The 18,456-nt window shown below is 61.3% G+C and carries 23 protein-coding genes and 1 pseudogene; 9 read left to right on the top strand and 15 right to left on the bottom strand.

The genetic code is table 11. The features are described 5' to 3' along the window. Positions 1 to 281: 281 nt before the first annotated feature. Positions 282 to 1,295 carry a type I asparaginase gene (locus ACYVIA_RS05645; RefSeq protein WP_460838782.1) on the top strand — a complete coding sequence of 338 codons (1,014 nt, stop codon included), beginning with the start codon at positions 282 to 284 and terminating at the stop codon, positions 1,293 to 1,295. Between the two features lie 138 nt (positions 1,296 to 1,433). On the opposite strand, the gene ACYVIA_RS05640 is transcribed toward ACYVIA_RS05645, so the two are convergent. The 3 genes from ACYVIA_RS05640 to ACYVIA_RS05630 are packed head-to-tail and all read right to left on the bottom strand — an operon-like array spanning position 1,434 to position 2,637. After that, entirely contained in the window at positions 1,434 to 1,745 is a 312-nt protein-coding gene (locus tag ACYVIA_RS05640) for a cupin domain-containing protein (protein WP_460838780.1), read from the bottom strand. A 32-nt stretch (positions 1,746 to 1,777) separates the two neighbouring features. Next, a complete protein-coding gene (locus tag ACYVIA_RS05635) occupies positions 1,778 to 2,251 on the bottom strand; it encodes a DUF3291 domain-containing protein (protein ID WP_460838778.1) in 474 nt (157 codons plus the stop codon). 23 nt (positions 2,252 to 2,274) lie between these two features. After that, a complete protein-coding gene (locus ACYVIA_RS05630; protein ID WP_460838776.1) occupies positions 2,275 to 2,637 on the bottom strand; it encodes a DUF2917 domain-containing protein in 363 nt (120 codons plus the stop codon). A 146-nt stretch (positions 2,638 to 2,783) separates the two neighbouring features. On the opposite strand from ACYVIA_RS05630, the gene gcvA reads away from it, so the two are divergent. Beyond that, positions 2,784 to 3,713, top strand: coding sequence for a transcriptional regulator GcvA (gene gcvA, locus ACYVIA_RS05625; RefSeq protein WP_460838774.1), 930 nt, complete (start codon positions 2,784 to 2,786; stop codon positions 3,711 to 3,713). Here the strand turns inward: gcvA and ACYVIA_RS05620 are convergent. The 11 genes from ACYVIA_RS05620 to ACYVIA_RS05570 all read right to left on the bottom strand — a co-directional run bounded on the left by ACYVIA_RS05620 (position 3,697) and on the right by ACYVIA_RS05570 (position 12,375). Then, positions 3,697 to 3,966, bottom strand: a complete 270-nt coding sequence (locus ACYVIA_RS05620; protein ID WP_460838772.1) for a DUF493 family protein — start codon at positions 3,964 to 3,966, stop codon at positions 3,697 to 3,699. The two genes, gcvA and ACYVIA_RS05620, sit on opposite strands and share 17 nt — an antisense overlap. 105 nt (positions 3,967 to 4,071) lie before the next feature. After that, positions 4,072 to 4,926 carry a D-amino acid aminotransferase gene (locus ACYVIA_RS05615; RefSeq protein WP_460838770.1) on the bottom strand — a complete coding sequence of 285 codons (855 nt, stop codon included), beginning with the start codon at positions 4,924 to 4,926 and terminating at the stop codon, positions 4,072 to 4,074. A gap of 45 nt (positions 4,927 to 4,971) precedes the next feature. Beyond that, complete coding sequence (locus ACYVIA_RS05610; protein ID WP_460838769.1) at positions 4,972 to 5,256, bottom strand: DUF1330 domain-containing protein; 285 nt, start codon at positions 5,254 to 5,256, stop codon at positions 4,972 to 4,974. A gap of 69 nt (positions 5,257 to 5,325) precedes the next feature. Continuing rightward, positions 5,326 to 6,474 carry a D-alanyl-D-alanine carboxypeptidase family protein gene (locus ACYVIA_RS05605; protein ID WP_460838767.1) on the bottom strand — a complete coding sequence of 383 codons (1,149 nt, stop codon included), beginning with the start codon at positions 6,472 to 6,474 and terminating at the stop codon, positions 5,326 to 5,328. 143 nt (positions 6,475 to 6,617) lie between these two features. Beyond that, positions 6,618 to 7,241: an alpha/beta hydrolase gene (locus ACYVIA_RS05600; protein ID WP_460838765.1), complete on the bottom strand. Its 624-nt coding sequence runs from the start codon at positions 7,239 to 7,241 to the stop codon at positions 6,618 to 6,620. Positions 7,242 to 7,322: 81 nt separating this feature from the next. Beyond that, positions 7,323 to 7,640, bottom strand: a complete 318-nt coding sequence (locus ACYVIA_RS05595; protein ID WP_460838763.1) for a (2Fe-2S) ferredoxin domain-containing protein — start codon at positions 7,638 to 7,640, stop codon at positions 7,323 to 7,325. 51 nt (positions 7,641 to 7,691) lie between these two features. Beyond that, on the bottom strand, positions 7,692 to 8,798 hold the full coding sequence (locus ACYVIA_RS05590) for a VanZ family protein (RefSeq protein ID WP_460838761.1): 1,107 nt from the start codon (positions 8,796 to 8,798) through the stop codon (positions 7,692 to 7,694). Positions 8,799 to 8,912: 114 nt separating this feature from the next. After that, positions 8,913 to 9,509, bottom strand: a complete 597-nt coding sequence (locus ACYVIA_RS05585; RefSeq protein ID WP_460838759.1) for an ABC-type transport auxiliary lipoprotein family protein — start codon at positions 9,507 to 9,509, stop codon at positions 8,913 to 8,915. A 13-nt stretch (positions 9,510 to 9,522) separates the two neighbouring features. Then, the gene (locus ACYVIA_RS05580) at positions 9,523 to 10,458 is read right to left on the bottom strand and encodes an MlaD family protein (protein ID WP_460838757.1); all 936 of its coding nucleotides are present in this window, start codon (positions 10,456 to 10,458) and stop codon (positions 9,523 to 9,525) included. Beyond that, positions 10,448 to 11,245 (bottom strand): ABC transporter ATP-binding protein, encoded by a 798-nt coding sequence (locus ACYVIA_RS05575; protein ID WP_460838755.1) that lies wholly within the window; start codon positions 11,243 to 11,245, stop codon positions 10,448 to 10,450. The genes ACYVIA_RS05580 and ACYVIA_RS05575 overlap by 11 nt, the downstream gene beginning before the upstream one ends. Next, positions 11,245 to 12,375 (bottom strand): MlaE family ABC transporter permease, encoded by a 1,131-nt coding sequence (locus ACYVIA_RS05570; RefSeq protein ID WP_460838754.1) that lies wholly within the window; start codon positions 12,373 to 12,375, stop codon positions 11,245 to 11,247. Before ACYVIA_RS05570 ends, ACYVIA_RS05575 begins: the two co-directional genes overlap by 1 nt. A gap of 95 nt (positions 12,376 to 12,470) precedes the next feature. Here ACYVIA_RS05570 and ACYVIA_RS05565 point away from each other — a divergent pair, with 95 nt between their 5' ends. From ACYVIA_RS05565 to ACYVIA_RS05545, 5 genes are all read left to right on the top strand, one after another. Beyond that, positions 12,471 to 13,268, top strand: coding sequence for a biotin--[acetyl-CoA-carboxylase] ligase (locus ACYVIA_RS05565; RefSeq protein ID WP_460838752.1), 798 nt, complete (start codon positions 12,471 to 12,473; stop codon positions 13,266 to 13,268). A gap of 3 nt (positions 13,269 to 13,271) precedes the next feature. Continuing rightward, positions 13,272 to 14,045, top strand: a complete 774-nt coding sequence (locus ACYVIA_RS05560; protein WP_460838750.1) for a type III pantothenate kinase — start codon at positions 13,272 to 13,274, stop codon at positions 14,043 to 14,045. Beyond that, the gene (locus ACYVIA_RS05555) at positions 14,039 to 14,770 is read left to right on the top strand and encodes an SPOR domain-containing protein (protein WP_460838748.1); all 732 of its coding nucleotides are present in this window, start codon (positions 14,039 to 14,041) and stop codon (positions 14,768 to 14,770) included. Before ACYVIA_RS05560 ends, ACYVIA_RS05555 begins: the two co-directional genes overlap by 7 nt. Before the next feature lie 311 nt (positions 14,771 to 15,081). Next, positions 15,082 to 15,993 carry an acetylglutamate kinase gene (gene argB / locus ACYVIA_RS05550; protein WP_460838745.1) on the top strand — a complete coding sequence of 304 codons (912 nt, stop codon included), beginning with the start codon at positions 15,082 to 15,084 and terminating at the stop codon, positions 15,991 to 15,993. A 315-nt stretch (positions 15,994 to 16,308) separates the two neighbouring features. Beyond that, positions 16,309 to 16,944 (top strand): Tudor-knot domain-containing protein, encoded by a 636-nt coding sequence (locus tag ACYVIA_RS05545; protein ID WP_460838742.1) that lies wholly within the window; start codon positions 16,309 to 16,311, stop codon positions 16,942 to 16,944. 41 nt (positions 16,945 to 16,985) lie between these two features. On the opposite strand, the gene ACYVIA_RS05540 is transcribed toward ACYVIA_RS05545, so the two are convergent. Further along, the gene (locus ACYVIA_RS05540) at positions 16,986 to 17,873 is read right to left on the bottom strand and encodes a TraB/GumN family protein (RefSeq protein ID WP_460838740.1); all 888 of its coding nucleotides are present in this window, start codon (positions 17,871 to 17,873) and stop codon (positions 16,986 to 16,988) included. Between the two features lie 85 nt (positions 17,874 to 17,958). Between ACYVIA_RS05540 and ACYVIA_RS05535 the strand changes: the two are divergent. Continuing rightward, a pseudogene (locus ACYVIA_RS05535) lies at positions 17,959 to 18,049 on the top strand (phosphoglycolate phosphatase); the annotation flags it as partial. Positions 18,050 to 18,353: 304 nt separating this feature from the next. Beyond that, the coding region (locus ACYVIA_RS05530) for a transposase (RefSeq protein WP_460839700.1) at positions 18,354 to 18,456 on the top strand (103 nt) is incomplete at its 3' end.

The raw sequence follows: 18,456 nt of genomic DNA, 5'->3' as shown, positions 1-18,456 counted from the left end.
GGCCGGCCATCATGGCTGGCCGTTTTCTTTTTCCCTGCTCAAGTGTCTTGTTTGCGGCACATCGCCGTCCGCAACGGATACCGGCGACGTGCACTGTCGTGACAGCTCCCTTTCCGCTGCATTGAGGCGGGCACTATACTTCTTGCTTGCGCCACGCCACCCTGGCCTCGCCTGCGGCATCCACAGTGCCTGGTTCATGCAACTCGCGTTGCCGCGCGCAGGAAGCCAAGCGTGAACCTAGGTACGGGCTGCAAACCATCATCAATACAGACGCATACGCAATGAGCAGAAAACATATCGGCCTGATCTATACCGGCGGCACCGTCGGCATGACCCAAACTCCGGATGGCTATGCGCCCATGCCGGATTTTGCTTCCGTACTTGCATCGCTGCTCGGCGCACAGGGCGACGCCGTGCCGGCCTGTACGCTGCATGCGTACGCAGACCCGATCGACAGCAGCAATGCGACGCCGCAGGACTGGCAAAGGATCGGGCGCGACATTGCGGCGCGCTATGACGACTACGACGGTTTTGTGGTGCTGCATGGTACCGATACGATGGCCTACACCGCGTCGGCACTGTCGTACATGCTGCAGGGCTTGCGCAAGCCGGTGGTCGTGACCGGCTCCCAGATACCGCTGGGCGCGGCGCGCTCGGATGCACAGCAGAACCTGATCGGTGCGATGCAACTCGCTGCATCGGAGGCGATCAGCGAAGTGGCGATTTACTTCAATCACCGCCTGTTGCGCGGTAATCGCGCGACCAAGGTCAGCATCGAGCGGATGGCCGCGTTCGACTCGCCTAATTATCCCTGGCTGGCCGAGGTCGGCATCGACGTGCGCCTGAATCATCCGGTGCTATTGCCTCGTGCGCAGAACGAGAAGTTCGAGTTGCCGGAGTATCGGCCGCAAGCCGTGCTGCCCATCCGCTTTGCGCCGGGATTGCCGCTTGAGGCCGTGCAGGCAATGCTCGACCTCAGGCCGGCGGCGGTGATCCTGCAGTGTTACGGCGCCGGTAATGTGCCGGATCGCGAGCCGGCATTGCTCGACATGCTGCGCCGGGCGAACGAGGCGGGCACGGTGCTGGTTGCCTGCAGCCAGTCACCGCATGGTGCAGTGTCGATCGGCGCCTATGCGGCTGGTGCAGGCATGACGGCGGCGGGCGTGACCGGCGCGCACGACATGACATTCGAGGCGATATACGCCAAGCTGCACCATCTGTTCGCGCTCGGGCTGTCGACCGACGAGGTCAAGCGCGCGATGCTGCGCAACCTGAGTGGTGAGCTGTCGTGCTGATGCGTGCGTCCCTGCCGGCATGATGAGAAAACCTGCCGTTGGGGCTGGTTCCTGTCCGCAGCCATGGCGAGGATTTGCCACGCTGCGGCCTGCGCGAAGTCAGGCTGCGCGGTGCACGTGCATCTGTTCAGCGTATCCTTAAACGCTGCCTTCCTTTTCGATCACGAGGATGCGCGCCGCGCCGCGAGGATGGGCGACATGCTCGCAGCCGATACCTGCAAAGAAGACATCGCCTGCACGCAGTTCGGCCGTTTTTTCCACGCCATTGTCACGGTAATGCATGTCAACAATGCCATCCATCACCGCGAACACTTCCTCGCCGTCATTCACATGCCATTTGTAGGGTGCATCGGTCCAGTGCAGGCGTGTCGTCACGCCATTCATATTGGCGACGTCAAGCGCGCCCCAAGCTTTTTCAGCGGTAAATTCGCGGCTACGGATGATCTTCAAATCGATTTCTCCCTTCTTTCGTTGATTACGTCTTAGACAGTGGCGGACAGCGGCTGGACTGCGCCGGGCATGGGAAACAGGCTGGCGAAGGAAAAAGCATATTCGGTTTCGCCATGGAGTTGCAGATGGCGCAGCCGCTCCTTCGCCTCGTCGATGGTCGGGAGTTGGCCGGCCGGGATCCACCATAACGCAAGAGACACATCATCGAAACGCTCGAACCATGCCTTGCGTTCTCGCATGACCTGTACATGGGCGCTGCGGTAGACGTATTGCTTCAGGTGCTCCGGCGTTTCCCAGACCGACATGTTCACCATGATGCGCTCGTCGTCATAGGGTCTTACCGATGTCGCGTTTCCATCGTCCGTCTTCAGGCGCCACACGAAACCGGGGCTGGCCTCGGCGAGCGCGTTGATCTCGTCGAGGCGCCCGACGAAACCCGACATCAGAGGATCATCCAGCGGCGCACGGGCGCGAGCGATGTTGACTTGGGCGAGATGCTTGGACATGGCTTCCCCTTCGACAGTGATGATCAGGATTGCCCGGGGCAGCGTGCAAGCGTGCATTGCTGTGCGCCTGCCTGTGACGCCTTGCCGAAAGCAAGCCGCTGCACGATGGTACGTATGCGCTTGCCGATTTGTTCCAGCATTGCCGGTCTTTGCACACTCACGATATCCACGCGGCTGCCGCCTTTATCTGCCTCGATGACGATAACGCGGCCCGGCACAGCGGGGAAGCTGTCGCCGGCGTACAACCAGTAGTCGTGCGACACACCCTCCACGGTGAGCCAAATTTGTCCATGCAGGACCTGCAGCACTTGTGCCTCGCCCGCGATCCCGGAAACTGCTTGCCTTGGTTCAAGCACAAGCGACGCCTTTGTGAATATGCCTCTCATGACTGTGCACTCCTCGGAAAAGTGGCAGGGCGCCGCTGCACCGTGCAGCGTTGGAGAATTCCCTGTCGTACGAGTGCATTCTAGTGCTTGCCTCGGCGTTATCTAAACGATATATTTTTGCTTCTCTTGTTAGATTTATTCACAATATGGCGGATCTCCGACGCTTGCCCAATCTCGCCGCGCTGCGTGCTTTCGAAGCAGCGGCGCGTCACGAAAACTTCTCGCGCGCCGCAGAAGAAATCCACGTCACGCACGGCGCAATCAGTCATCAGGTGCGTGCATTGGAAGAGGAGCTGGGCGTGTCGCTGTTCGTGCGGCATGGCAAGCGCATTGCGATCACGCCGGAAGGCGAGCGCTTTGCCGCCACGCTGCGCAAGTCGCTCATGGAGATCGCATCGGCCGCCGCCGCACTGCAGGCCGAGAGCCGGCAGGCGCGGTTGACGATCACATCACTGCCGGCGTTTGCCGCGCGCTGGCTGTCGCCGCGGCTCGGCGGCTTTATCGAGCGCCATCCCGACCTGGAGGTGATGCTGCAGTCGAGTAACCACCTGACCGATTTCGTGCGCGAGTCGGTGGATATCGGCATCCGCTTCGGGCGCGGCAACTATCCGGGGCTTGCCGTCGAAAAGATCATGGGCGACTACTACTATCCCGTCGCCAGCCCCCGCTTCAACGGTGGAAAGCTGCCGCGCACAGTGCAGCAACTGGTGAAATGCCCGCTGCTGCGTTGCGAAGAAGAGCCCTGGGGACCATGGTTCCATGCGGCCGGCGTCGACATGCCGGAGCCAACCGGCGGGCTGGTGTTCCAGGATTCATCGATGATGGTACGTGCCGCCGTCGATGGCCAAGGCATCGCGCTGGCACGTCATGCGATTGCGGCATCGGATATTGAGTCCGGGGATCTGGTGCGCCTGTTCGAGGCGACGGCACCATGTCCGCACTCGTATTTCCTCGTGTGCCCGCCGGAGTCCCTGCGCAAGCCGCAGGTGCAGGCATTTCGCGACTGGCTGCTTGCGGAAATTGCGAAGCAGGCCGAGGAATCGCCGGGGTGGGCGATGATTACAGCACGACCTTGACCATCGGGTGCGACGACAGTGCCCGGTACAAGTTGTCCAGCTGCTCGCGGCTGGTGGCGCGCACGGTGACGGTCAGCGAAAGGTAGGTGCCTTTGGACGACGGGCGCATTTCCATCTTGCCGGCGTGGAAGGTCGGGTCATAGACCGTGACAACTTCCACCATGGTCTGGGCAAAGGCTTCCTGCATGACGCCCATGATCTTGATTGGGAAGTCGCTCGGGTATTCGATGAGGCTTTCGGTAGGTTGAGGCATGGCATTCTCGCGGTTGCCGTTGCAGATGCGGCCGGAACGGCGAATTATCAAGGCCGCTATTTTACGCCTGCCCCCGTCTTGTGCGGCGCCCGCCGGCATGTCGATTTACTGGCGTGACGGCTGTTTTGCGTCCTGGTAGGCAGCGTACAGTTTCCTGAAGACCGGTCCTGGCTTGCCGGTCGCAATGTTTTTGCCATCGATGGTCGACACTGGCAGCACTTCCCGCCCGGCGGACGACAGCATCACTTCATCCGCGGCAAAGACTTCATCGCGGGCAATCTTCCTTGCCTGGAACGGGATGTTGCAGCTCGCACACAATTCTTCGATGAGTCCGTAGCGAATGCCTTCAAGGATGCGCCGGTCGCGCGGCGGCGCCAGCAACACGCCATCCTGCACGATCCACACATTCGATGACGCACCCTCGGTCAGGAAACCATCGCGGAACTGGATCGCCTCGAGCGCGCCGTGTTCCGCCGCATGCTGCGCAGCAAGCACATTGCCAAGCAGCGAAGTGGACTTGATGTCGCAGCGCAGCCAGCGCTGGTCTTCCACCGACACACAGGCAACACCGTTGTCACGCGCCTGCGCAGTCGGCACGGTGAGCGCGTTGGTCATGATGAAGACGGTCGGCTTCACTTCGTGCGGAAAGGCGTGCGCGCGTTTCGCGACGCCGCGCGTGACCTGCATATAAACTAGCTGGTCGTCGGCGGGGTACGCGTCGGAGACCCGGGCAATCAGCGTCATCCATTCCTCTTCCGTGTGCGGATTCGGAATGGCGACTTCGTGCATGCTGCGGAACAGGCGCGCGATATGTTGCTTCGCGCGAAACAGGCGGCGGCCATACATGGGGATGACATCGTAGATGCCGTCACCAAAAATGAAGCCGCGGTCGAGTACCGGGATCTTCGCTTCGGAGAGCGGTGTCAATTCGCCGTTCAGGTAAACGAGGGGATCTTGCATCGGACTTCCTTCGTTGTTGCGGACAGCGTCCCGCCGCAGTGCGGTTCAGGATTCGTAGGCGATGAGGATGACATCTGCGCCGGCGTCGCGCAGCGGCACCAGCGCCTGATAGTCGGCCGAATCATGCCAGCCGGTGAGTGCGGCCGTGTCGGGAAAGCGCACGACCACCGTGTCTGTCTGTCCGTGCGTGCCGTTCAGGACGGCGACCTTCTTGCCGCGGAAGACGAGCTCGCCGCCCCACGCAGCGATGGTGCCGGGCACCTTGCTGCAGTAGTCGGACCACGTGGCCGGGTCCTTGATGCTGATGTGGCCGATGATGTAGGCAGGCATGGCGGTCTCCCATGTAAAAACGGGGCGGACATTGCATGCCCGCCCCGTATGGTTGCTTAGGTTGTCACCTTACTTCATCCACAGGCGCACGGAGTCCCATGCGCGGCCGACGATGGTGGCTTCGTTGACCTGCTCCAGCGCGACGACCGGCAGTTCCGCCAGCGGCTTGCCGTCAACCATCATCTTCAGCGTGCCGATGCGGCTGTTCTGCGCCACCGGCGCCACCAGCGGATCCTTGCGCTCGAGGACCGGCTTCATCTTGTCGGCCACGCCCTTCGGCACCGTCACAAAAATATCGCGTGTGAAGCCGATCTTCACCTGGCTCTGCGAGCCCTTCCAGACTTCCGGCGTGGCTACCGGCTGGCCCTTCGCATACAGCTTCACCGTATCGAAGTTCTGGTAGCCCCAGTTCAGGAGCTTCTGGCTTTCCTGCGCGCGCACCTGGTCGGAAACGGTGCCGAGCACCACCGAGATCAGGCGGCGGTCGCCGCTCGGGCCATTCGGGCGCTTGGCGGACGAGATCAGGCAGTAGCCGGCGGCCGCAGTGTGGCCGGTTTTCATGCCGTCCACGGTCGGGTCGAGCCACAGCAGGCGGTTGCGGTTCGGCTGCTTGATCTTGTTGTAGGTGTATTCCTTGGTGGAATAAATCTTGTAATGCTCGGGGTGGTCGTTGATCAGGCGCGTCGCCAGGATCGACAGGTCCTGTGCAGTTGAATAGTTGTCCGGGCTCGGCAGGCCGTGCGGATTGGCGAACTTGGTGTTCTTCATGCCCATGCGCTCCGCTTCGCGGTTCATCAGCGTCACGAATGCCTCTTCGGTTCCGGCCACGGCTTCCGCCAGTGCGACGGCGGCATCGTTGCCGGACTGGACGATCAGGCCATACAGCAGGTCGTTGACCTTGACCGGGGTGGCCGGATCGATAAACATTTTCGAGCTGCTCGGGTCAACCTTCCATGCGCGGACGGACACGTTGACCATTTGGTTGGCATCGAGGCGTTTTTCCTTGATCGCCGAGAAAGTCAGGTATGCCGTCATGATCTTGACGAGCGATGCCGGTTCGATACGCATCGTCGGGTCTTGCGAAGCCAACACCTGGCCGCTGGTGGCATCGAGCAGCAGCCAGGACTTGGCGGCAATGGTCGGTGCGGGAAGCGCCTGCGCAAATGCGACAGACAACGAGAAAGCAGAGGCGGCAATTGCCGCAAGTAATTTTTTCATCGGTTGTGAAGTGTGAAACCCCGCACGGAGCACCGGCGGATGACATGAAGAAACAAGCGGCAAATTATAGCTGTGCCGCTTCCGGCCCGTTGCAGTCCGCTTCGCCCCGCCGCGCCGTTTTACAACGGTTTACGGCCAGACTTTCAGCGGTGCCACATTTCGACCACGAAATTCTTTATATGTTGCAACTTGCGGTGAAAAAAATGATCGGCGCCCGGAATCACGATGACAGGAAGGTCTTGCGGGCGTGCCCAGTCGAGGACATCCGATAGCGGAATGGTATCGTCCAGCTCGCCATGGATCAGGATGGTGTTGCTCGGCACTTGAGGAAGCGGCCATTTGCCGGCGGCGGTGCCGACCAGCACCAACCGTTCCGCAGGGCGGCCCTGCTTGATCAGTCGCTGCTGCAGTTGTGACTGTACAAAGGTGCCAAACGAGAAACCGGCGAGCGCAAGAGGCAGGTTCGGATACTGCTGTTGCATGTGTGCCAGCAGCGTTGCCATATCGTCGGTCTCGCCATGGCCGGCATCATGCGTACCGGCGGATTTGCCGACGCCACGGAAGTTCATGCGGACAGCCGCGTAACCCAGCGCAACGAAAGCGCGCGCCAGGGTTTGCGCAACCTTGTTGTCCATCGTGCCGCCGTACAGGGGATGCGGATGGGCGACCAGCGCCAGGCCGCGTGGCGCCGATTCCGGCAGGTCAAGCGCGCACTCCAGCGCGCCGGCGCCGCCGGTGATCGAAAAGCGTTGGGTTTGGGCGTTCATTGTTCTTGATGTATGAAGGGGAAATTGCAATACCTCTGGTTCACCGCCGGAAACGAACGGGCGCAGTATCGCAAATTACAGCTAGATTTTCAGACGGTCGACAACCTTGCCGCCGACCAGATGGGAATCGATGATCTCGTCGATGTCATGTTTGTCCACATAGGTGTACCAGGTACCTTCCGGGTATACCACCAGCACCGGGCCTTCCTCGCAGCGGTCCAGGCAGCCCGCCTTGTTGATGCGCACCTTGCCCTGGCCGTTCAGCTTCAGCTCCTTGACGCGCTGCTTCGCATGTTCCTGCGCTGCTTCCGCGCCCTTGTCTGCGCAGCAAGGACGGCCTTCTTCGCGGTGGTTCAAGCAAAAGAAAACGTGATGTTTGTAGTAGGGCTTGTCGGACATGGTGCGCCTGATTCGGGTTCTGACGGTGAAGGGGCAATGATACACCCCTGCTTATTTCGAGACGCGGTGCACAGGGTGCAACAGGAACCACAGCGCGAAGAAAGGCCAGAACACGGACAGGAAGTGGGCGGCACCGTTGAAATTCAGGAATTTCCCCTGTACCCATGTCTGCAGCGTTGCCACGAAATAGGGGTTGCTCGGGACAAGGTTGATGGCAATAAAACTCACAAGCAATGCAGTGGCAGCGAGGCGCCGCTGCGCCGCAGGCGGCGCATAGGCCAGGCCGCCGATCATCATCACGCCGATCAACACGCCGCCCTTGGCGCCCGGCGTCCACCATGCGAAGGCGTTCGCTGGTGTGAAGAGCAGCGCGTTGGCCATCAGCTTGACTGCCACCGCAGCCAGCAGGAGCGCCATCAGCAACATGGCTTTCGGCGCATGCTTGCGCAGCAGGCAGGAGAGGGTGAGCAGGGCGCCAGTCAGGCCGAAGGCGGTGATCAAGGTCTCTGCCAGCCAATACTCCTGCACGGTCAGGTGCATGCCTTCCGACAAAAGCGCGACGAGGTCGACCGGTGTCTCCAGCCATTCTGACAGCCATTGCGACAGCACCGGCATGAACTGGCCATGGCCAAACAGGTAGCCTTGCGGGTAAATCTGCGCCAGCGGCCATAGCGCAAGGACAATGAGCCCGCGCCCTGCTTCGGGGATAAACCAGTCGCGCCGTAGTTGCAGCAGCCTGCTCTGCTCCAGGAAGAGTGGAGTGAAGAACCAGCCGGCCACGGCACCGATGCCGGTGCCCGCGACATTGGTCAGGAAGTCGAGGTTGGACGACACCCGGTTCGGCAGGAAAGTCTGTATGGCTTCCATCGCACCGGATACCAGGGCGCCGCTGACGATGGCGACAAGCACCGCCGGCAGGCCGCGCACAGTGGGATACAGCGCAAAGACGACCAGCGCCCCGAACGGCAGGTAACCGACAACATTGGTGGCCACGTCGAAGCCGGTCCAGTAGTGCGGCATCGGCATGCGGATGAACGCCCAGGGCGCCAGCCCGATGTCATTCCACTTGGAAAATGGGTACAGACTTGCGTAGACAATCAGGAAGGCATACATCAGCAGGCCGACCCGCGTGCCGATGGAGGCTTGGGGAAAGGGCATGGGCGCGGGGCCTGCTGCAGACAATTTTTCCTGGGGTAATGACATTGCGGCATTGCATGATCATCGTGGGCTCACGCGTATTCTCGGCACATGCGCGAACCGGATCAAGCAAATTCATTTCACGTCGAGAGTCCCCAGCCACATGAGCAGGTCCGTGATGGCCGCATCGCTCGCTATTGCCAGGGCCTTCACGCCGCCCTCGGCATCTGCGCTCGGTGCCGCTACCTGCCGGGCAAAGCTCTTGTGGGCGACCAGCGTGCGGCCTTTGTAGACCGACGCGCGCAAGGCGATCTTTGCATTGCTCGAACCCGGCGCGTCGAAATGCTGGGTGAATTCATCCGCTTCGACGCGCAATACCGGTACGTTGGTTGCACCGTGGGATGCCGCTACCGCCACGCCGCCGGCCTGTGCGATACGGGCATTCAGCCGCTGCAGCAGGAGCTGTGCCGGCGGCATGGTCCAGCGCGCATGCGCATAGGGTCTGGGTTGTTGAGTACTGGAATAGTTGAGCCGGTAGAACATCAGTGTGCTGTCGAGCCATCCCGGTCCCTGGATTTCGGCAACGGCAACCGGCGGCAATGCCGGGATGGTGACGTTTTCCCGCTGAGTGCTCACGGGGCCGAGATCGTAGAGTGTGGCCGGGTTTGACTTGCCCCCGGCACAGCCGGCGGCAAGCAGTACCGCAATGAAGATCGGGAGAATTCTTTTCATACGTGTTGTTCCCTTATTTCGATGGCTCGGCAAATCCCGGCTCGCCCGGTCCCGGCGCCATCTCCGGGCCGCCGAACAGGACGCTTTGCGGACGTTCGCGCCAATCCTGGAGTGTGCGATTGAACGTGCGGATCGATGTGCGCGCATCATTGATGACGGGCAGCGTTTCGTGTTCCAGCCTGTCCGCGGCGCTGCGCACCTCTTCCGCCGCGGTGCTGATATTGGCGAGGGCGCCGTCCGGCGCCTGCAGCGATGTGGCCATGGTATTCAGGTTGCCGGTGAGCGTCCGGGCATCGTTTGCGAGGCCGTTCAGCGAGTTCAGCGTCTGTCGCGCCTGCGTGGTCAACGCGGGAAGCTGGTCCAGTGTCGGCTGCAGGCGTCGCGGAACCGTTTCCAGCGAGGTTGCCGCCTTGCTGACATTGTCGAATGCCGCGAGCATCTTCTCCTGGTTTTCCGGCTGCAGCAGGTCGTTGATGCGCTTGGCGATTTCTTCCGTTTGCTGCAGGATCGCCAGACCGCGGGTTTGCACCTGGTCGAACAGGCTGGGGCGCATTTCGATGCGCGCCACTTTCTCCGCGCTGCTCGGGACCCTGGTCGGGCGGCTGCCATCGTCGTCCAGCTGCACATAGGCGATACCGGTCACGCCCTGGTAGCCCAGCGTGGCAAAGGTCGATTGCGTGATCGGCGTATCGGGATGGATGCTCAGGTGAATCAGGATCTGGCCGACTTCCAGCGGATCGAAGGTGATCTCGTCGACCTTGCCCACGTCCAGCCCGCGATAACGCACCGCCGCCTGCGGATTCAGACCCGGCACCGACAGCTTGGTCGCGATCTGGTACGGCACCCATTCCACGCGGTCACGGTTGAGCCACATGCCGATCAGAATGGCGGCGGCCAGCATCAGGACGGTGAACAGTCCGGCTATCAGTGCGTGCGCCTTATTTTCCATGATGGTTTTCCAGTTCCTTGTCGCGTAGTACTTCCAGCGCCCGCTGCCCGCGTGTGCCGAGGAAGAATTGTCCGATGAACGGATGCGGATTCGCCAGCACCTGTTCCGCCGTGCCGCTGGCGATCACGTGTTTCTCGGCCAGCACGGCAATCCTGGTCGACAGCGCAAACAGCGTGTCGAGATCGTGCGTGACCATCACGACCGTCAGGCGCATCTGCTGGTGCAGGCTGCGGATCAGCGACACGAAGCTGTCCGACAGGTCCGGGTCAAGTCCTGCAGTCGGCTCGTCGAGGAACAGCAGTTCCGGCTCCAGCGCCAGCGCCCGTGCCAGGGCAACGCGCTTGACCATGCCGCCGGACAGGTCGGACGGCATCTTCAATGCATCCTTGGGCGTGATGCCGACCATGTTCAGCTTCAGCAGGGCGGCGTCGCGCACCAGCTCCTCCGGCAAGGCGTGCAGCTCGCGCATCGGTTGCGCGACGTTGTCCAGCGCATTCATCGCCGAGAACAAGGCGCCATGCTGGAACAGCATGCCCCAGCGATTGCGCAGACGGCGCTGCCGGCCGCCGTTGCTGCGGTGGATGTCCTCGCCGAAAACATGCACGCTGCCGCGTGCGGGTGTTTCCAGCCCAAGCATTTGCCGCAGCAGTGTCGTCTTGCCCGACCCCGAGCCGCCGACCAGCGACAAAATTTCGCCCTGTCGCACTTCCAGATTCAGATCTTGGTGGATGACGATCTGGCCGAATTGCGTCCACAGGTTTTGTATCTGGATGATCGGTTTCGTCATCAGCGGAACCCCACACCCTTGAACATGATCGCAAATACCGCATCCGCGAGGATCACGACCGTAATCGACGTGACCACTGACAGCGTCGTGCCTTGTCCCAGGCTTTCGGTATTGGGCTTGATGCGCAGGCCGAAGTGGCACGCGACCAGCGCGATCAGGCAGCCGAAGGCTACGCCCTTGCCGAGCCCGATCCAGTAATTTGCCAAAGGCACCGCGTCGGGCAGTTCCTGAATGAAATAAGTGGCCGACAGACCGAGTTCGATCTTGGCTGCCGCCATTCCGCCCAGCAGCGCGACCACGTCGGTCCAGACGACGAGCAAGGGCATCGAGATCGCCAATGCCAGCACACGCGGCAGGATCAGGCGAAAGCCGTGCGGCATGCCCATCACCAGCATGGCGTCGAGTTCCTCGGTCACGCGCATGACGCCGAGTTGCGCGGTGATCGCCGAACCGGAGCGGCCGGCGACCAGGATTGCGGCTAGCAAGGGGCCGAGTTCGCGCACGATGCTCATGCCGAGCAGGTTGACGAGGTAGATGTCGCCACCGAATACGCGCAATTGCTGGGCAGAAAGATAGGACAGCACGACGCCGATCAGGAACCCGACGAGGGCGGTGATGCCCAGCGCCTGATAACCGATATGGAAAACGTTTGCCGAGATTTCCTTCCACGGACCGCGCAAGGGGCGCATGACGAGCGCGCCAAGGTCGAGCGCCAGCTGTCCGATCAAGCCAATGAACGCCAGCAGGTGTTGCGCGAGATGGTGGGTGAGCCGATGGATCGCCGCCGGCGCAAACCAATACTGCCGTGGCTGCGGCGGCAGGCTGAGAGGGCCGGCCTGCTCGATGCGGTTGAAAATCTCTTCCTGCGCGGGAGACAGCAGCAGCTGCGCGGGGCGGGACTTGTTCCAGGTGTTCCAGAACAACTGGGCGCCGATATGGTCGAGCGCGGTGACGCGGGTGAGATCCCAGGCGATCGTGCCGCCCTTCGGCACGTCCTGCAGCCTGGACTGGATCTCCGCCATGGCGCCGGGCTGCGCCAGAGCATGTACCTGCCAGGAGCCGGTGGCAGACACGGTGACCTGTCCCTCCTTGTGAATGGCAAGTCCCGGCGAAGAGTGCTGATTTGTCATGTCGTAAGTGTAAGGGAGATTGCCGTGAGGGTCATCCCGATGCGGCGCGCAGGCAATCTGGATCAAGCACTCCTTCCTCCCGCTACAATGCTCATATGAAAAACACCCTGTCTTCCGACCGCATTGCCGCTTTGTGCCGGCCATCCGCGCAGCAGGTGGCCGTCCGGATCGTGGATGAAACCGGTTCGACCAATGCCGACCTTCTTGCCGAGTTGCCTCGGCTGACAGCGCCAACCTTGCTGATCGCCCGCTCGCAAACCGCTGGCCGCGGCCGCGCCGGCCGTGCCTGGCTGTCCGCTCCGGGCCGCTCGCTGACGTTTTCCCTTGCCTGGAAATTCCATGCGCCGGTGCAGGCACTGGTCGGCCTGCCGCTGGCGGTCGGCGTTGCGCTGGCCGACGCGCTGGCGATGTTCAATGTCGCAGTGCGCCTGAAATGGCCGAACGATGTACTGGTCGAGGGGAAGAAACTGGCCGGCATCCTGATCGAAACGGCCTCGGCAGGCCACGTGCCGCACGATGCAAGCTGGGCGGTGATCGGCATCGGCATCAATATGTCGCTGGGCCAGGCGATGGTCGAGGAGATCGGGCGGCCGGTTGCCAGCATTCCGTGGCTGGCCGAGCTCGACCAGGACACGTTGATGGCTAACCTGCTGAGCGGCCTGGCCGATGCGCTGGTGCAGTTCGAGCATGAGGGACTGGCTGCTTTTACAGGACGCTGGAATGCATTGCATGCGTACAGCGGCCAGCCGGTGGTCATCCTGGATAACGGACGGGTGCTGCAGGAAGGCGTCGCCGTCGGCGTCGATGGCATCGGCCGTTTTGTGCTCGATACCACGGCCGGGCGCGTTGCCGTCATGGCTGGCGACGTGTCGCTGCGCCCAAGGGAGAATTAACAAATGCTACTGTTGATCGACGCGGGCAATACGCGGGTGAAATGGGCGCTTGTCGCATGCGGCGACGGAGGCTACACGGGGCTTGGACGCTGGGAGGCATTCGGCATGGTCGAACACGCGCAGGTGCGCCAGCTGTGCGATGAATGGCGCGGCTGGAATGTCAGGCATGTGCTGATTTCAAATGTCGCCGGCCAGGCGATGCGTGATTCGCTCGAACAAGTGATGCTGGGCGCTTTCGGCATGCAGCCGGTACCGGTCGAGTGGTTCGCCTCCGCGCCCGAGCTGGCCGGCGTGCGCAACAACTACCGGCAGCCCACGCAGCTGGGATGCGACCGATTCGCGTCGGCGATCGGCGCGCATGCACTTCATCCCGGCCGGCCGCTGATCGTTGCGACCTGCGGCACCGCCACCACAGTCGATGCGATCACCGCCGAAGGCGTTTTCCTGGGTGGTATGATCCTGCCCGGACTCGGTCTGATGGCGCAGTCACTTGCGAGGAACACGGCGCAGCTGCCGCAGGTGGCCGAGAACCTCGACGTGTCGGAGCCATTTGCCGACCATACCGATGCGGCGATCGTCAGCGGCTGCATCGCAGCCCAGGTCGGCGCCATCGAGCGCGCGGTTGCCGCCCATGTGCGCCGCCATGGCGATGTGCAGTGCATCCTGTCCGGCGGAGCGGCCTATCTGATCGCACCGCACCTGTCGGTGCCGCACGCGAGAGTCGATAACCTGGTGTTGCTGGGATTGCATACGGTGGCAATGAAAACAACATGCTGAAATTCTTCTTCTGGATACTGCTGATAGCGAATGTTGCATTGTTCGCGTACCAGCAAGGCGCGCTCGATAGCTTGCTGCCGAGTGGTCGCGAACCTGCACGCTTCGCGAACCAGCTCAATGCCGACAAGGTCAAGGTAATATCGGCATCCGAAGCCAAACCCGATCCGGTGCCGACGCCACCACCACCACCGCCGGTCGTCGAGCCGGTGGCCGCCGTGGCACCAGCGGTGGAGCAAACAGAAAAGACTGAGAAGGCGGAGGTGCTGGCCTGCACTGAGGTGGGCAACTTCTCACCGGAAGACGCCAAACGCTTCAATGTGCAATTGGCAGCACTGGGACTTGGTGATCGCGTATCGCAACGCGCAATCCAGGAAGTCGCATCGCACATGGTCTACATCCCGCCGCAGTCCGACAAGGCCGGTGCCGACAAGAAGGCGGAACAGCTGCGCCAGCTGGGAATCAACGACTTCTTCATCATCCAGGACAACTCGTCGTTGCGCTGGGGGATTTCACTCGGCGTCTTCAAGCAGGAGGAGGCGGCCCGCGCCCATCTGGCAGGACTGAACAAGAAGGGCGTTCGCTCCGCGCGCATCGGCCAGCGCACAGTCAGCTCCAGCATGAGCACATTCCAGCTGCGCAATTTGGATGCAACGGCCAAGGCCGAGCTGGAAAAGATCATGGCTGAATTCCCGAAGCAGGCCATTCGCGAGTGCGAGCCGGCCTGACAGGCCCGCTTCCGTATCGAACAATCCGGCTGTCATTGGCCTGACTCCCTCGTGTCTTTCATGCCACATTCAAGCCGGTGCCGCGCCGAGGCCGGCCATTCGTTTGGCATCGCTCTCTGATCGGTATTGCTGCATCGAGCAGGGCAAGAAAGCGTCGCCCGGAGCAGGCGCGTCAGAAGAGCCGCCCTCAGGTTGCCAATCATGCAAAAAGCCGGCCGCCAGGCGTCGGAAATACTGGATTCCCGCTCAAGAATCGGCTGCACTTTCGCTGTAAAATCGCGGCAATCCGTTTACCCGCTTAAGGAATTGCCATGACCGAACTGAATGATCCCAACACTGACCTGAGCGGGGTAGCGCCGCGCATCAAGGCGGAAATTCTTGCCCAGGCGCTGCCATATATTCGCAAGTTCCATGGCAAGACCATCGTCGTCAAGTACGGCGGCAATGCGATGACCGAAGAGCGCCTCAAGCACGGCTTCGCGCGCGATGTCATCCTGCTCAAGCTGGTCGGCATGAACCCTGTGGTGGTGCACGGTGGCGGTCCGCAGATCGACAATGCCTTGAAGCGCCTCGGCAAGCAGGGCACTTTCATTCAGGGCATGCGCATCACCGACGAGGAAACGATGGAAGTGGTCGAATGGGTGCTCGGCGGTGAAGTGCAGCAGGACATCGTCATGCTGATCAACCACTATGGCGGCCAGGCGGTCGGCCTGACCGGCAAGGACGGCGGCCTGATCCGTGCGCGCAAAATGAAGATGCCGGACAAGGAAAACCCGGGGCAATTCCTCGACATCGGCTTCGTCGGCGAGATCGAAGCGATCAACCCGGCTGTCGTGAAGGCGCTGCAGGACGATGCATTCATCCCGATCATTTCGCCGATCGGCTTCGGCGAGGATGGCCAGGCTTACAACATCAACGCCGACCTCGTCGCCGGCAAGATCGCCGAAATCCTGAAAGCGGAAAAGCTGATCATGATGACCAACATCGCCGGCGTGCAGGACAAGCAGGGCAACTTGCTGACCGACCTGTCCGCGCGCGAGATCGACGAGATGTTCGCCGACGGCACGATTTCCGGCGGCATGCTGCCGAAGATCTCTTCCGCACTCGACGCGGCGAAGTCCGGCGTCAACACGGTGCACATCATCGACGGCCGCATCGAGCATTCGCTGCTGCTGGAAGTGCTGACCGAACAGGCGTTCGGCACGATGATTCGCTCGCACTGAACGAATCGGGCACGTCGCCCGACGTGCCCATGCCCGTACTTGTCGGGACATACGGTCAGGACTGCGCTGACTATGCATGTCCCGGTCAGACGTCCCGGATGTCGCTCCACGAATCTCTCTTCATCGGCCGTCAATTTTCTTGACCCGTCCCCTGTTTTGCCAATCCGGAGAGCATTACCATACGGCATCGCCGTCGCAGACGTCTTTGAGTCGTAACGTGCATGTTCCCGCGGTAAAAGCAGCCGTGTATTCCGCAAGCCATCACATCGGCGGCATCGCTCACTCCTTCGCAATGACATCCTGGTGAGGCACGACATGAAAAAGATCATTCCTGCATTGTTGCTGACGATATGCGCGCTGGCATTTGCCGGCAACAGCGGCGAGCCCGTCATGGTGGACTGGAAGGGGACCCCATACAAGGCGTTTATCCTGAAGTCTGAAGGCGGCCGGCATTACGTCCACTACGATGGCTGGCCATCCAGTTATGACGAGTGGATCTCGGACAGCCAGATCATCGGACCCAAGGGCCAATCCGCACCATCTTTGCAAAGACAGGGCGTGCAGTCCGTACAACCGCGCCCTGTGCCGCATCAGTCCGGCGCCGATGCGGGAAAGCAGGTCTGGGTACTGTGGCATGGCAAGCCGTACAAGGCGGTCATCCACAAGTCCGAAGGCGGCCGCCACTTTGTCAGCTACCCTGGCTGGCCGTCGAACTACGATGAATGGATCAGTAACGCCCAGATCATCGACGAAGAAAAAGCGAGGAAGATTGCCGCCTCGCAGTCCGGCAAGCGACAGGCTGGGGCAGCGCCTGCTCAAGACGCGCAGGGCAATGCTTACAAAACGATGGATGCGATGCGCGAAAACGGGAACCGCCTGCATCAGGAAACGATGCAGCAATACCGCGATACCGAGAACCATTACGAGCGGCGGCGCCAGTACGGATATTGATGCAGTCCGTGGTGGATATGGCAGGGAAGGCCCGCCGGCTTTCAGTGCACTTTTTCGACCGTATAGCCGCGTTGCTGTAGCAGCGCCGGCAGGCCTTTCTCGCCCAGCAGGTGCAGCAAACCGACGCCGACGAAACTGCTTTCGCCGTTCTTCAGCAGAGCTTCAATCTTGTCGGCCATCTCCGGATTGCGCCTGTCGAGCAGGACACGCTGCGTAAAATCCGACGACAGCGTGTTCTCCGACAGCGATGCGCGCAGGACGTTTTCCATCGCGCTGCCGTTGGCCTCGGCCCACGCATTGATCAGGCCCTGCGCTTTCCTGAGTGCGCTGCCGCTGCCGATCTCCGCCAGCGTCTCGCGCAGGTATTGCTCCTGCATCGCATCGCTCATGTCGGCAAACAACGCCATTTGGTATTCGGCCGATTCCAGTTCATGCACAGCCTTCGCCTCCCGGTCCGCGACCGACAGCAGGAAGTATTCGATACCGTACTGGCGGCGATAACCATTGCGCTCCAGGTCGAGGCCCATCAGCAGGTTGGCCAGAAGCCACGGCTTCATGTGCTGCATGCTGTCGTAAGCGAGTCCGGATTCCTGCAGCGCCTGCTTAAGCAGGTTGAGGCTGTCCGGCGACAGATGCTGCTCCACCGTCTCGCCATTCGCATACCGGCCATGCTTGGTCAAGGCAGCCTGAAAGGGTGCGTCATTGCGCACATCGATCTCGAGCACCAGCTTGCTCGCTTGCGAGAGTGCCTGCGCGACTTCTCCTTCCAGAGGGAAATAGGCAGGTTTGCCAACATGGATGGTGCCAAACAGATAACTTGCGCTGCCATGGTGGCGTATCCGGTATAGCGTGCCGCGTGAAGGCGCGCTTGCGGCATGTGCGGCATTATCCTCTGCGTGGACTGCCGGTATGAAAAGACTTGCTACCAAGCTGATTAAAATAACAAACCCGTACTTCATCATTCTCCCTGGGCGCTGCAGGAACAAGCGAGCGAGCGCCGAGGCACTCTAGCAGATGCCCAAGCCGATTTGGTTGTTCGACCCCGATAACACGCTGCACAATGCCTCGCACGCGATCTTCCCGGCCATTAATGCCAATACGAATGCAAATATGGCAACGGCGCTCATAGAGGCGGGCTTGCCGGCAAACGATGTAACTGTAATTTTCTACGCCGAGCGGGGCTGTTAAAGCTGCTCAAGCGTCTGCCGCGACGGAAGCTCCCCGCCATGCTCGATGCGGTGAAGTCCTTGTGACAGGGTCTATATCATCGATGGGTGCATTGCGAATTCGCGGCCCACCGAACTACTGACAGAACAGGCGTTCGGCACGATGGTCCATCCGGTTGACCTGACCCGAGATTTTCGGGCCACGGCAAATTTGAGAAGATAGCTCCCAAACGAAAGGGAGCAATGAAGAAGAGCCGATACAGTGACGAGCAAATCGTCCGGATTTTGCGGGAAGCCGACAAGGCCCCGATTGCCGAGGTAGCCAAGCGCCACGGCGTGAGCGAGC

This window comes from Noviherbaspirillum agri (genome assembly GCF_054780595.1).
Note: the sequence above shows the minus strand (reverse complement) of the source record. Positions and strands in the feature narration are given on the sequence as shown.

Excerpts from the sequence above, each read along its gene's own strand:
- ACYVIA_RS05580 (WP_460838757.1), bottom strand. The coding sequence starts at position 10,458 with ATGGAAAATAAGGCGCACGCACTGATAGCCGGACTGTTCACCGTCCTG.
- argB (WP_460838745.1), top strand. The coding sequence starts at position 15,082 with ATGACCGAACTGAATGATCCCAACACTGACCTGAGCGGGGTAGCGCCG.
- ACYVIA_RS05545 (WP_460838742.1), top strand. The coding sequence starts at position 16,309 with ATGAAAAAGATCATTCCTGCATTGTTGCTGACGATATGCGCGCTGGCA.
- ACYVIA_RS05560 (WP_460838750.1), top strand. The coding sequence starts at position 13,272 with ATGCTACTGTTGATCGACGCGGGCAATACGCGGGTGAAATGGGCGCTT.
- ACYVIA_RS05620 (WP_460838772.1), bottom strand. The coding sequence starts at position 3,966 with ATGCCTCAACCTACCGAAAGCCTCATCGAATACCCGAGCGACTTCCCA.
- ACYVIA_RS05585 (WP_460838759.1), bottom strand. The coding sequence starts at position 9,509 with ATGAAAAGAATTCTCCCGATCTTCATTGCGGTACTGCTTGCCGCCGGC.
- ACYVIA_RS05600 (WP_460838765.1), bottom strand. The coding sequence starts at position 7,241 with ATGAACGCCCAAACCCAACGCTTTTCGATCACCGGCGGCGCCGGCGCG.
- ACYVIA_RS05590 (WP_460838761.1), bottom strand. The coding sequence starts at position 8,798 with ATGCCCTTTCCCCAAGCCTCCATCGGCACGCGGGTCGGCCTGCTGATG.
- ACYVIA_RS05645 (WP_460838782.1), top strand. The coding sequence starts at position 282 with ATGAGCAGAAAACATATCGGCCTGATCTATACCGGCGGCACCGTCGGC.
- gcvA (WP_460838774.1), top strand. The coding sequence starts at position 2,784 with ATGGCGGATCTCCGACGCTTGCCCAATCTCGCCGCGCTGCGTGCTTTC.
- ACYVIA_RS05570 (WP_460838754.1), bottom strand. The coding sequence starts at position 12,375 with ATGACAAATCAGCACTCTTCGCCGGGACTTGCCATTCACAAGGAGGGA.
- ACYVIA_RS05575 (WP_460838755.1), bottom strand. The coding sequence starts at position 11,245 with ATGACGAAACCGATCATCCAGATACAAAACCTGTGGACGCAATTCGGC.
- ACYVIA_RS05555 (WP_460838748.1), top strand. The coding sequence starts at position 14,039 with ATGCTGAAATTCTTCTTCTGGATACTGCTGATAGCGAATGTTGCATTG.
- ACYVIA_RS05595 (WP_460838763.1), bottom strand. The coding sequence starts at position 7,640 with ATGTCCGACAAGCCCTACTACAAACATCACGTTTTCTTTTGCTTGAAC.
- ACYVIA_RS05565 (WP_460838752.1), top strand. The coding sequence starts at position 12,471 with ATGAAAAACACCCTGTCTTCCGACCGCATTGCCGCTTTGTGCCGGCCA.
- ACYVIA_RS05635 (WP_460838778.1), bottom strand. The coding sequence starts at position 2,251 with ATGTCCAAGCATCTCGCCCAAGTCAACATCGCTCGCGCCCGTGCGCCG.
- ACYVIA_RS05610 (WP_460838769.1), bottom strand. The coding sequence starts at position 5,256 with ATGCCTGCCTACATCATCGGCCACATCAGCATCAAGGACCCGGCCACG.
- ACYVIA_RS05605 (WP_460838767.1), bottom strand. The coding sequence starts at position 6,474 with ATGAAAAAATTACTTGCGGCAATTGCCGCCTCTGCTTTCTCGTTGTCT.
- ACYVIA_RS05615 (WP_460838770.1), bottom strand. The coding sequence starts at position 4,926 with ATGCAAGATCCCCTCGTTTACCTGAACGGCGAATTGACACCGCTCTCC.
- ACYVIA_RS05630 (WP_460838776.1), bottom strand. The coding sequence starts at position 2,637 with ATGAGAGGCATATTCACAAAGGCGTCGCTTGTGCTTGAACCAAGGCAA.